The organism is Flavobacterium sp. HTF (assembly GCF_003105115.1).
Classification (GTDB): domain Bacteria; phylum Bacteroidota; class Bacteroidia; order Flavobacteriales; family Flavobacteriaceae; genus Flavobacterium.
In genome coordinates this window covers 1-11,859 of sequence record NZ_QETH01000117.1, presented here as the reverse complement: position 1 = coordinate 11,859, position 11,859 = coordinate 1, and the positions used below count along the sequence as shown (strand labels likewise).

The following is an 11,859-nucleotide window of genomic DNA, read 5'->3' as shown; positions in this document are numbered from 1 at the left end:
TGGAAAGAGCTATAAAACTTAAAGTGAGAAAAGAATTAGACGGCCGTCAGCAGTTTAATATTATTAAATTAAAAGGAAGTCTAATTTCTAAAGGTTATACCGAAATCATACACATCCTGGATCAGGACGATGAATACCACATCAATTCTTTTGAAACGTCAGTTGAATCAACAAACGAAGTGAAAGATTTTATAAGAGCATTTATTACCAGCGAAAATCTTACAGATACGGTAACGGTTTTCAAGTAAATGGGTACTTTGTTTTATCAGAATCTATTTTTGAGTTTTTTTCTCCAAAAATGGATATCAGATTAATTAAATTTCTGTTCTTTGTACTGCCATAAAATTAAAATTAGTTGTAACTAAAACTAATTTTTGCGTCAAATAAAACAAAAGCAACACATTAATCTAAAAGACAATAATTTTAGAATCCCTGAGTTTAATGTGTTAGCAATTAGGGTATGGAAAACAGAAAGCTAATAATAAGTTTAAAAAAAGGTAATGAGGCTTCTTTTAAGGAAGTTTATCTCACTTATTATGACAGGCTGATTCATCTTGCAAAACGATTTGACTTAAAAGTTTTGCGTCCCGAAGATTTTGTTCAGGAAACTTTTTTAAGACTTTATGATAAGAGGGAATTATTAAACGAAGATGTTTTACTGGATAAACAATTATTTGTGATCAGTAAAAACATTATCCTGAATCACTTAAGCAGGGAAAGCAAAATAATCCAGCTTGAACCGCTCAACATCCAGATTGCCGAAGAAGAGACAGAAACCGGAATTTTTGAAGAAAGACAGCAAAAATTGCATAGTTTCATAAATGAGCTTCCGGAACAGCAACAAAAAATATTTACTTTACATAAACTGGAAAACCTTAGCTATAAGGAGATTGCAGCAATTACAGACCTTTCTGAAAAGACAATTGCCAATCATATTTATCTTGCCAGTAAATTTATTCGAAAAAAAATCGAAAACCATTAGGAACTTTTCCTATCTCGTTTGTTATATATAAAAACAAGCGATAGAAATGAAAACTGAATCTTATAAAACAGATGTTACTTCAAAAGAAGATGCAAGGTTTATTGTATCACTTTTGCAATTCGTTATTTCTGACTGTATCATGAATTTTGATCTGGATGACCATAATCATGTTTTAAAGATTGAAACCAACAGAGAGATAAAAGAGATGGTTTACGGGGTTTTTAATAAGCAGGGATTTTATTGTCAGAAACTTTAATACTCCAAAATTATGGATGATAAAAATATAGAAGAAGAATTAAAAAAAATATGGGATGAAAATCCTGAGCCGCAATCTGATCTGGCAAAAGAAGCTTCCTGGCAGGAATTTCAGTCAAAAGCATTTCCTTTCAGAAAAAGAACATTCAAACCATGGCGCTATGCAGCAGCTGTTTTGATCTTTATGCTTATTGGTACGGCTATTTATTTTACTAAAAGCCCTTTGCAGGACAATATTTTAGTTGCTTCGAATGTGATTGAGAATCTGACTTCCAAAGTAAAAATAGTCACCTTACCGGATAGCTCTAAAGTAGAATTAAGCCCAAATACCAAAATTACATATGCGAATAATTTTGCCTTAAACAGAAAAGTTGAAGTAGAAGGGGAGGCTTATTTTAAAGTAACAAAAGATAAAAAACACCCTTTTCAGGTTTTCTGTCATGAAACAACCACTACAGTTTTAGGAACTTCTTTTACCGTTCAGGGAAATACAGAAAAGGAAGTTACGGTTTCACTTTATGAAGGAAGTGTCCGCATGAATGTAAAAGGCCAGGCAAAAAACTGGATACTGAAACCCGGAGAAAAATTTACGTACGGAAACAAAGCAGCTTTAGTGGAAGAATTCAACAGATTTACAGATTTTGATAACGAAAAACTAAATGCTTTCTGCACCTATATCGAGGTGAATTATGGTTATAAAATGATTATTCCACAGGAATATGCTAACCAGAGAATTACACTCCGAATCAATAAAAAAGAAGACTTAAAAACAATTGTTCAATTAATATCAGAAATGTATAACCTAAACTTTGAAATAAACGATGAAGTGAAACAAATCAGTTTTCAATAAAAAAAGAAAAGGATGAACTAGCCGCGAAACTACACATCCTCCTCATTATCAGGATAGCAAAGAGCTATTCCATTTAATTAATTATCCAAAAATACAAAATTTCATGAAGCATATTATTACAGCATGCATTTTTTTACTCAGTTTAAGTATGTTTTCCCAAAAGGTTACTATAACTGTAGATCAAAATGCCTCGCTCAAAGAATTTTTTAAACAAATCGAAAACCAGACGGATTTTAAATTTGCCTTCACAGATCAGATCGATACCAATCAAAAATACTTTGGTCAAAAAAAGACTTATACGAATGTTGAAGTAAAAGAACTTATCAGTGAACTGAATAAGAGTTCGGCTGTACAGTTTTCGATTGCCGGCAATAATATTTTTGTAAAACAGAAATCTTTTAAGACCACGAAAAAAAAAAATAAACTGACCGGCCAGATTCTTGACGACAACAAAGAACCTGTAATTGGTGCCAATGTTTACATCACAGAACTGGCAACCGGCGCTACAACCGACAGAAATGGTATGTATGCCATAGAACTGGACAAAGGAACTTATACAGTTGTGATTAGTTATGTTGGGTTAAAAAACAAGGAAAAACAAATCACTATTGCTGACGATGTCAGGGTAAATTTTAATATGGAATCGGACAGTCAGCAGTTAGATCAGGTGATTGTAACCAACAGCAAAGCGGTTGATGTGAGAAATACCCAAATGAGTGTCAATAAACTTTCGATGGAAGAAATTAAGCGTATTCCGGTCGCTATGGGAGAACCTGATCCGTTAAAATCCCTTTTGACACTTCCGGGTGTTACCAATGCCGGAGAAGCTTCATCAGGTTTTAACGTACGTGGTGGTGCTGCCGATCAAAACCTGATTCTTTTAGACGGAGCGCCTGTGTATGGAGATTCGCATATGTTTGGATTTTTCTCGGTTTTTAATGCTGATGTGGTAAGCAGCTTAGATTTGTATAAAGGAGGAATTCCTTCTAAATTCGGAGGACGTGTTTCTTCTGTTTTGGATGTAAACCAGCTAACCGGAGATTTTGAGAATTACAAAATAAATGGTGGAATTGGTTTAATATCAAGCCGTTTATTGGCACAAGGACCAATTACCAAAGGAAAAGGTTCCTTTATCATTGCAGGGCGGGCTTCGTATGCGCATTTATTTTTAAAACTGGCCGATAACAATAATTCGGCTATGTTTTATGATATAAATGCTAAACTGAATTATCGTCTGGGAGCCAATAACAGTATTGCTTTCTCGGGATATTTAGGAAATGACGTTTTTGATATCAATGATCGTTTTTCCAGTACATTCGGTAACAAAATGGGAATCCTAAGCTGGAAGCATAAATTTTCTGATAACTTAAATACCAATCTTTCTGCATTTTACAGCGATTATAATTTTAATTTAGGTATTCAATCCGAAAACTTTGAATGGGATAATACGATAACGACTTATGGTTTCAAAAACAATTGGAATCATTCTCTTTCTGAAAAACTGAAGCTAAACTATGGTGTTGACGGTCAGTATTATAAATTCAACCCAGGAACCGTGCAGCCTACAAGTTCCGAATCGCAGTTTAATTACAAACAGCTGGATAAAAAGTATGCTTTTGAATCTTCTGTTTATCTGGATTTTGAACATCAGATTACAGAAAAGCTGAATCTTAGATACGGACTTCGCTATAGTATGTTTTATCGTTTAGGAGGTGAGGAGGTAAGTATTTACGAAGATGGTAAAGCAGTTGTGTACAATCCGATTTATAATATTTATGAAGAAGGAAATCCAATCGGTACTAAATCTTACGGGAGCGGAGAAACCATCAGTAAATTTAATAATCTGGAACCACGTGCCGCATTGTCGTACGCTTTTAACGAAAATACTTCTGTAAAAGCAAGTTATAACAGAATGGCACAATACATCCACATGTTATCCAATACGCAGTCTCCGTTGCCTATGAATATCTGGACACCAAGCGGGCCTTTTGCAAAACCACAATTACTGGATCAGTATGCTGCCGGATTTTTTAAGAATTTCAGAGATGGCGATTATTCTTTTGAAGGAGAATTGTTTTATAAAAAAATCCAGAATCGTATCGATTATATAGACGGTGCCGATATTTTGGCGAACAATAATATTGAACAGGTTATTCTGAGCGGTAAAGCCAGATCGTATGGTATGGAATTATTATTTAGAAAAAACTCAGGCGATTTTACCGGATGGGTTTCTTATACTTTATCCAGGGCAGAACAAAAAACTCCTGGAAGAACTCCGGAAGAACCGGGAGTTGCAAATGGCGGCTGGTATCTGTCAGGATATGACAAATTACACAATTTAAGCATTGTGGGTAATTATGAATACAATCCGAAATGGTCTTTTAATGCCAACTTTACCCTGCAGTCGGGTCAGCCTGTAACGTATGCCAATGGTTATTATGAATTTGGAGGAATCAACATCCCAAACTTCTCTTTGAGAAATGAAAACAGGCTTCCGCTTTTTCATCACCTGGATCTGGCAGCGACTTATACGCCAAAACCGGATAAAAAGAAAGGGTGGCAAAGCTACTGGGTATTTAGCATTTATAATATCTACAACAGAAAAAATGCTGCCTCGATGACTTTTGCAACAAATGAGGACACAGGAGCCAATGAGACCCGAAGATTATCCATTTTTGGAATAGTACCCGGGATTTCTTATAATTTTAAATTTTAATGAAGATGCAAATGTTTAAAAAATATAGTTTGAAAAGTAAAGCCTTAACTTTAGTTAGCCTGTTATTTGTTTTGTTTTTTTCTTCTTGTGAAGATGTGGTAAATCTTGACCTTGAAACCGGAGAAGCTAAACTGGTGGTAGACGCCGAAATTATCTGGCAAAAAGGAACAACGGGTAACGAACAGGTTATTAAAATCAGTAAAATGGCGCCTTATTATAATAATACGACACCAAAAGTTTCGGGAGCACAAGTACGAATTGAAAACAGTACGGGTGATATTTTTACGTTTAATGAAACGGAGCCGGGGATATACACCTGCACTAATTTTATTCCGGTTTTAAATACAGATTATAAATTGTTTGTAACCGCAGAAGGACAGAGTTTTACAGCAACTGAAAAACTGACGTCTGTAACACCAATTGAGAAGGTGGAGCAAAAGCTTGTTCCGGATTTTGGAGGTGAAGATGTAATAGAACTGACATTTTATTATAAAGACCCGGCAGATCAGGCCAATTTTTACCTAACAGATTATAAAAGTGAATTCCTGTTGTTTCCGGAATATGAACTTACAGATGATGAATTATTTAACGGAAATGAAATCAGTACGCGATTTTCAGACGAAGATATGAAACCGGGAAATACTGTTTTGATTACACACCGTGGTATTTCTAAAAGTTTTCACAACTATATGAACCTGATTTTGGAGGTATATGGCGGAAGCCCTTTTTCTGTTCCTCCGGGTAATATCAGGGGTAATATTGTAAATACCAGTGATGCTAATAATTTTGCTTTGGGATACTTCAGGCTTTGTGAGTCAGATCATGTTTCTTATTTAGTGAAATAAAATATTTTAGGTTGATTTGTACGTACATCTGGCATATAACATAGCGTATGTCAGATGTATATTTTTTTAAATAAAAAAACCTACGCATTTCGGCATAGGTTTATATTTTGAAATTATAGAAAACTTATTAATCTTTTCCGGCAGCATTTTTGTCCACAAGGAATAATAATTCTCCTGTTTCCGGTTTTATTAACTGCATCGGATAAGTATTTGGATTATAATCTCCGTGTAAAACTTCTTTTAAGGCGTGAGCTTTCTTTTCTCCAAAAGCAATTACTACAATCTTTTCTGCCTTATTAATCAACGGTGCTGTTAAGGTAATGCGGTGCATTTTTTGCGGTTCAAGATAATAGGCAGCTACCCATTTCTTTTGTTCGTCCAAAACAGCCTGACCAGGGAAAAGTGAGGCCGTATGTCCGTCATCGCCCATACCCAATAGTATAAGGTCAAATTTTCCTTCTTCACCTAAAACAGTTCTAATTGATTGCTCATAAGTAATTGCATAATCTTCAGGTGTAACACCGTCTTTATACATTTCAAAGATATTTTCCTGCGGAACAGGGACGTGGCTTAATAAGGTGGCATAAGACATTTTTGCATTACTCAAATCATCATTAAGTGGCACCCAGCGTTCGTCGCCCCAGAATATAAAGACTTTGCTCCAGTCTATTTTGTTTTTGTAGGCGTCAGAAGCTAATAATTTGTAAACTCCTGCAGGAGAAGAACCTCCGGTTAAAACGGCAGTAAATTTTCCTTTTTGAGCAATAGCTTTTTCAGCTGATGTGACAAAAAGAGCAGCAGCTTCAGTATTAATTTCTTCTGTATTATTGTAAATCTGTATCATTTAAAACTTCTTCTTTTGTTTGTGTATTCGGAATCCACGCATGTCCCTGACGGGCCAGTAATTCGTCTGCTTCTTCAGGACCCCAGCTTCCTGCTTTGTAATTAGGAAAATTAGTTGGAGCTATATTTTTCCAGACTTGCTGGATCGTATCAATTGCATCCCAGGCTTGTTCTACCTGATCCCATCGCATAAACAGGGTAGGATCTCCCAATAATGCATCAGCAATCAAAGTTTCATAAGCTTCCGGTGACATGGTTGAACAGGCAAAATAATCAAAAACCATTTCTGCTGGTCGCAAAGCCAATGATAAACCTGGCTTTTTGGTCATAAACTGCAGTTTAATGTCCATTGCAGGCTGAATATTAATAATCAGTCGGTTTGGTGTCATTCCTTCTTTTCCGTACGAAAAGGCAGAGTGTGGAACTGGTTTAAACTGAATAATGATAGAGGATTGTTTTTCTTCCATTCTTTTTCCTGAACGCAGATAAAACGGAATTCCCTGCCATCTCCAGTTGTCCAGGTAAATCTTCATTGCCACATAGGTTTCGGTATTAGAATCCGGTGCAATTCCTTTGTCCTGACGATATCCCGGAACCGGAACTCCTTTTATTTCACCCGCATCATACTGACCTCTAACAATATAGTGATCTACCTCATCTGGTTTGATACGGCGAATTGATTTCAAAACATCTGCTTTACGGTTACGGATATCATCTGCATTTAACGAAGCCGGAGCTTCCATGGCCGTCATACATAAAATCTGAAGCAAGTGGTTCTGAATCATGTCTTTCAGGGCGCCAACACCTTCGTAAAATCCGCCGCGTTCTTCAACACCGACTTCTTCTGCTACTGTAATCTGGACAAAATCAATAAAATTGCGGCTCCATAATGGCTCAAACATTGAGTTTCCAAAACGGAAAGCCAAAATATTCTGAACCGTTTCTTTTCCTAAATAGTGGTCAATTCGGTAAATCTGCTCTTCTTTAAAAGTCTGCGAAAGCATTTCATTAAGAGCAATTGCAGAAGTTTTATCGTAACCAAAAGGTTTTTCAATAATAATGCGATCCTGTTTTGGGTTTGCCGCAAGTCCGATCTTTTTAATATTGCTTGAAATGGTCGAAATGAAAGAAGGCGTGATCGAAAGATAGAAAAGACGATTGGCACGTTCGCCAAAAGCCAGATCAAAATTGTTGATCTTTTCGTTTAATCCGATATAAGATTCTTCCTTGTCAATATCTAAACTGTGATATGTTATGTGCGAAAGAAATTTTTGAGTTTCCGGATTAGAAACTTCTTTTTTTCTTGAAAAAAGATTTAGGTTTTCTGCGACATAACTGCGAAAATCTTCATCGCTTTTTTCTGCTCTTCCAAGAGCAATAATCTGAAACTTCTCAGACATACGGCCGTCAAGGTACAGATTTTGAAAAGCGGGAAAGAGCTTTCTCTTTGCTAAATCTCCGGTTCCTCCAAAAATAACAATGATGGTTGGATTTTTAAGTTTATTTTTAGTCATTGTGTGTGTTGTGTTGCTTTAAGTTGCTTACTCAGCCCATTGTGTATGGAAAACGCCTTCTTTGTCGATACGTTCGTAGGTATGCGCTCCAAAATAATCACGCTGTGCCTGAATTAGATTTGTTGGGAGATTTTCTGATCGGTAAGCATCAAAATAAGCTAACGAATTCATAAGTCCGGCAACAGGAAGCCCTTTCTGAACAGCAAACTGAATTACAGATCTCATTCCTGATTGGTTATCGGTTAGTTTTGAAGCAATTCCACTATCCAAAAGTAAATTTGGCAAATCTGTTTTGGCAACGTATGCTTTTCTGAAATCTTCTAAAATGGTAGCACGGATAATACATCCGCCGCGCCAGATTTTAGCAACAGTTTCTAAATTTAATCCGTAATTGTATTCTTTAGAAGCGGTATGAAGCTGTGCTAATCCTTGTGCATAAGTTACAACAATAGAAAAGTACAAAGCAGATTTTAATGCTGCAATTGCTTCACTTGTATTTACATTAGTTTCCGCTGCGTTCCAGACTAATTTCTTAGCAGCCTCAATTCTTTCCGGTTTTGTTTTGGACATATCACGCATGTTAACCGCTGCGTCAATTGTCGGTACCGGAACTTGTAAATCCATTGCGTTTTGCGAAGTCCATTTTCCTGTTCCTTTAGATCTTGCCCAATCCGAAATTTTGTTGATTAACTGGGTTCCGTCTTCATCTTTTTGTTTCAGGATGTTTCCTGTAATTTCAATTAAGTACGATCTAAGATCATCGGTCTGGTTCCATTCCTGAAAAGTTTTCTGAATCGTTTCATCGTCCAGATTATATCCTCTTTTCATTAAGTCGTAAATCTCAGAAATCAACTGCATGATTCCGTACTCGATTCCGTTATGAACCATTTTTACGTAGTTTCCGGCAGAACCGTTTCCTAAATATTCAACACAAGGTTCTCCGTCTACTTTTGCTGCAATTGCTTCAAAAATAGGGCGAAGTCTTTCGTATGCTTTCTGATCACCACCCGGCATCATGGCAGGGCCAAATCGTGCTCCTTTTTCACCACCGGAAATTCCCATTCCGAAGAAATGAATTCCTTTTTCGGATAATTCCAGAAATCTTCTGTCTGTATCGGTGAAATACGTATTTCCTCCGTCAATAATAATATCTCCTTTATCTAAATGAGGCAGTAAGCTTGCGATTGCGCTGTCAACCGGTTTTCCTGCCGGTACCAACAACATAATAGCTCTTGGCTGCTGAATTAGCGATACAAAATGCTTAACATCTGTTGTAGCTTCAATAGTATGGTTAGAATCGGCTTCTTGTTGAAGAGAGTTGACTTTTTCGGTATCTAAGTCTAAACCTGCAGCCGCAAAATTATGGCTGGCGATATTTAAAAGTAAGTTACGGCCCATTACACCGAGTCCTACTATTCCAAAATCGAATTTGTTCATAGTTTTTAAATTGACTAAATTATTAGTGTGTTGTTGTTCAATAAACTGAAATAAGAAACAGTTTTAACTGCTTTTATTTCCAAATAGGGTATAAATGACAGTATTGTTTTACAACTCTTACTTATTTAAGATTTGCTGGGCTAAGTTAAAAAGAATCTGGCAATATTAGGGTAGGATTAGCTGGATTTATCCTGTTTATAAAGTACGTTTTATAGGTGTTAATTGTACACTAGCAGGTAAAAATTATGTTTTTTAGATAACAAAAGCCTTTAGCGAGGCCATTTTACCATTTGTAAATTTCCATACATCGCAATAAGAATAATCGGTTTCTTTATCTTCTTTATCCTTCATGCTGATTTTGCCGACAGCGGTTACATAATCGCCTTCTGCTATAAGGTTTTCGACCATAAATTTTGGCGGTTCTTTATAGGCTTCCGCCATATATTTCCTGACCGCTTCTTTTCCTTTTAATGTCTGATCACCTATAAAAATCCATTCTGTATCTTCGGTACAAAAAGACAAAAAATCTTCGTATTTGCTCTTCGTAATTGCCGCATTGGCTTTTTCGAGTATTTCTTTATTTGTTAAATTCATGGGTTGTTTTTTAGTTTCTATGGGATTTAATCCTGTTTAAAAGTTTTTAAACTGCCATCATCGTTATACTGAATCGAATATCGTTCGCGGCTCCCGTTTATGGTTGTCGGATACCATCTTATTTGATTATTCCATATGGAGAGGTAAGTACTTGTGAGCGGTTTGGCCCCTTCAATTTCCTGTGCTTTTTTATTATAAATTTCCACTACTTTGGCGGCGTTCACAAAACGGACTTTATTTAGCGAAACCAAACGGCTTTTTATATCATCTCTCACAGAAAGCTGAACAGGACTTGGTGCAGACCATTTATTCTCTTTATATGCATAAGCATCAATATATTTCGGGTTTTCAGGATGCTGCAGCATGACATTAATTGTTCCGTCGTTATAGAAATAAAGTGTAGAATAAATAAAAATTTCTTTGCCAGTGTACTGAGGCAGTTTTCTAAGCGCGTCTTCCGCTTTTTGTAATGCTTCTGTATGAATTAGAAAATCAGTTCCTTTGCCTTCAATATGTGTTTCCGTATAAGTTGTGGTATGACTTTCTATTGTTGTTTTTATAATCGAGTCAACATTAGGCGGTTTTATTTCAGTAGCCTGAACAGCAGGATTTGTAGTTTTCCTGGCAATGATGGTATCAGTTGGTGTAATTGTTTCTGTGATACTTTTCGATACCTGTTCACAGCTGAAAGATAACAGGCTGCAAATCGTTAAAATGTATAGCTTTTTCATTTTATAGTATATGGTTTAAATCGCTGGCAAGTGCAATTTGATTCGGATTTTCGGGCAGATAAAAAATTTCCAGATATTCTTGTTTTGTCATGTCAAGATCCAAAAGCCCCACAATCTTCTTCAGGGTACTTCTGTGGACATGATGTTTATGATCTGAATATTCCAGTTCAAAACGCATTTCAGGCTGCTCATTGATATAAGTGCCTGTCTGGTTTACTTTGATTAATTTAGCCTGGGTTTTTACTCCTGCAAACTTAATTTTAGCGGTATCATGACCAAAACCACCTAATTTGCTAAAGATGAACAGGATCAGATAGCGATATAACAAAAGCATAAACGCACAGACGATAAGCGGGTGGCCAATACACATAAAACGCCAGCCCATCCCGTAACTTTCATACTGATAAGAAAAAACATAGTAAGCTATTACCGCAAGGGTTAGGGCGGTCCATCCTAATGCCCTTATAATAAGTACTCGTATGTTGAGGGTTGCTGTTGCGGAGGTGAGGATAAAATGGGGTTCTTTTTTCTGGTCTCTGTTGAGTAATAAGCTTACTTTTTTTCCGGCTTCAAAACGACGCTCATGAGGTTTAGCATCAGTAATGGTAGTTTTGTGCCTTATTTCGGTATCAGCAAGATTTTTAAATCCTAATTCAAGTTCGTAAGTGTTTAATTTCGAAGTTGGTTTTGAAATTTTTACAGCATTGATGATTTTTGCTTCGCGCTGTACGCCACTTCTTTTTATACTCTCTAAGTTTTTCTTTGTAATAAAGCACTCCACAATCCATTTTCTAAAATAGCCCAGTAGGACAATCAGCCAAAAAATAACGGATAGTGCCAGATAACCAAGAGCCACATACGGATTTTTATCTTTCAGGGTATTGACATCAAATTCACTGTTGATGGCATAATATAAAAACATGGGAAACGGAATGGCAAAGAAGAGCATGTAAAGTGCCCAGAAGGTAATGGCAAGATGTTTTTTCATTGCTTGTGGTATTTGGTTCGTATTAGTTATTATGGCATGTAAAAAATAATCTTCACTTTTAATAAAGCATTCTAAAAGAGCAGACTACTCAAATTTAAACAAAA

At 36.2% G+C, this 11,859-nt stretch carries 12 protein-coding genes; 6 read left to right on the top strand and 6 right to left on the bottom strand.

The window, feature by feature from the left end:
• The 6 genes from DCO46_RS20675 to DCO46_RS20650 all read left to right on the top strand — a co-directional run.
• Positions 1–248 (top strand): hypothetical protein (locus tag DCO46_RS20675; RefSeq protein ID WP_116754379.1); only part of this gene is annotated, 248 nt, incomplete at its 5' end.
• Between the two features lie 212 nt (positions 249–460).
• Positions 461–982, top strand: a complete 522-nt coding sequence (locus DCO46_RS20670; RefSeq protein WP_116754378.1) for an RNA polymerase sigma factor — start codon at positions 461–463, stop codon at positions 980–982.
• A 46-nt stretch (positions 983–1,028) separates the two neighbouring features.
• Complete coding sequence (locus tag DCO46_RS20665; protein WP_116754377.1) at positions 1,029–1,238, top strand: hypothetical protein; 210 nt, start codon at positions 1,029–1,031, stop codon at positions 1,236–1,238.
• A 12-nt stretch (positions 1,239–1,250) separates the two neighbouring features.
• On the top strand, positions 1,251–2,087 hold the full coding sequence (locus DCO46_RS20660; protein WP_116754376.1) for a FecR family protein: 837 nt from the start codon (positions 1,251–1,253) through the stop codon (positions 2,085–2,087).
• Positions 2,088–2,190: 103 nt separating this feature from the next.
• The gene (locus tag DCO46_RS20655; protein WP_116754375.1) at positions 2,191–4,803 is read left to right on the top strand and encodes a TonB-dependent receptor domain-containing protein; all 2,613 of its coding nucleotides are present in this window, start codon (positions 2,191–2,193) and stop codon (positions 4,801–4,803) included.
• A 29-nt stretch (positions 4,804–4,832) separates the two neighbouring features.
• A complete protein-coding gene (locus tag DCO46_RS20650; protein ID WP_243416365.1) occupies positions 4,833–5,648 on the top strand; it encodes a DUF4249 domain-containing protein in 816 nt (271 codons plus the stop codon).
• A gap of 127 nt (positions 5,649–5,775) precedes the next feature.
• Here the strand turns inward: DCO46_RS20650 and pgl are convergent, their stop codons facing one another.
• From pgl to DCO46_RS20620, 6 genes are all read right to left on the bottom strand, one after another.
• Positions 5,776–6,492, bottom strand: a complete 717-nt coding sequence (gene pgl, locus DCO46_RS20645; protein WP_116754374.1) for a 6-phosphogluconolactonase — start codon at positions 6,490–6,492, stop codon at positions 5,776–5,778.
• On the bottom strand, positions 6,473–8,005 hold the full coding sequence (gene zwf / locus DCO46_RS20640) for a glucose-6-phosphate dehydrogenase (RefSeq protein ID WP_116754373.1): 1,533 nt from the start codon (positions 8,003–8,005) through the stop codon (positions 6,473–6,475). The genes pgl and zwf overlap by 20 nt, the downstream gene beginning before the upstream one ends.
• Positions 8,006–8,032: 27 nt before the next feature.
• Complete coding sequence (gndA, locus tag DCO46_RS20635; protein WP_116754372.1) at positions 8,033–9,442, bottom strand: NADP-dependent phosphogluconate dehydrogenase; 1,410 nt, start codon at positions 9,440–9,442, stop codon at positions 8,033–8,035.
• Positions 9,443–9,694: 252 nt separating this feature from the next.
• Entirely contained in the window at positions 9,695–10,036 is a 342-nt protein-coding gene (locus DCO46_RS20630; RefSeq protein WP_116754371.1) for a nuclear transport factor 2 family protein, read from the bottom strand.
• A 26-nt stretch (positions 10,037–10,062) separates the two neighbouring features.
• Positions 10,063–10,767 (bottom strand): hypothetical protein, encoded by a 705-nt coding sequence (locus DCO46_RS20625; protein ID WP_116754370.1) that lies wholly within the window; start codon positions 10,765–10,767, stop codon positions 10,063–10,065.
• Position 10,768: 1 nt separating this feature from the next.
• The gene (locus tag DCO46_RS20620) at positions 10,769–11,755 is read right to left on the bottom strand and encodes a hypothetical protein (RefSeq protein WP_116754369.1); all 987 of its coding nucleotides are present in this window, start codon (positions 11,753–11,755) and stop codon (positions 10,769–10,771) included.
• Between the last annotated feature and the right edge of the window lie 104 nt (positions 11,756–11,859).

What these genes read in the sequence shown, in the direction of transcription:
- DCO46_RS20670 (WP_116754378.1), top strand. Translation starts at nt 461, where the DNA reads ATGGAAAACAGAAAGCTAATAATAAGTTTAAAAAAAGGTAATGAGGCT.
- DCO46_RS20665 (WP_116754377.1), top strand. Translation starts at nt 1,029, where the DNA reads ATGAAAACTGAATCTTATAAAACAGATGTTACTTCAAAAGAAGATGCA.
- DCO46_RS20660 (WP_116754376.1), top strand. Translation starts at nt 1,251, where the DNA reads ATGGATGATAAAAATATAGAAGAAGAATTAAAAAAAATATGGGATGAA.
- DCO46_RS20655 (WP_116754375.1), top strand. Translation starts at nt 2,191, where the DNA reads ATGAAGCATATTATTACAGCATGCATTTTTTTACTCAGTTTAAGTATG.
- pgl (WP_116754374.1), bottom strand. Translation starts at nt 6,492, where the DNA reads ATGATACAGATTTACAATAATACAGAAGAAATTAATACTGAAGCTGCT.
- zwf (WP_116754373.1), bottom strand. Translation starts at nt 8,005, where the DNA reads ATGACTAAAAATAAACTTAAAAATCCAACCATCATTGTTATTTTTGGA.
- gndA (WP_116754372.1), bottom strand. Translation starts at nt 9,442, where the DNA reads ATGAACAAATTCGATTTTGGAATAGTAGGACTCGGTGTAATGGGCCGT.
- DCO46_RS20630 (WP_116754371.1), bottom strand. Translation starts at nt 10,036, where the DNA reads ATGAATTTAACAAATAAAGAAATACTCGAAAAAGCCAATGCGGCAATT.
- DCO46_RS20625 (WP_116754370.1), bottom strand. Translation starts at nt 10,767, where the DNA reads ATGAAAAAGCTATACATTTTAACGATTTGCAGCCTGTTATCTTTCAGC.
- DCO46_RS20620 (WP_116754369.1), bottom strand. Translation starts at nt 11,755, where the DNA reads ATGAAAAAACATCTTGCCATTACCTTCTGGGCACTTTACATGCTCTTC.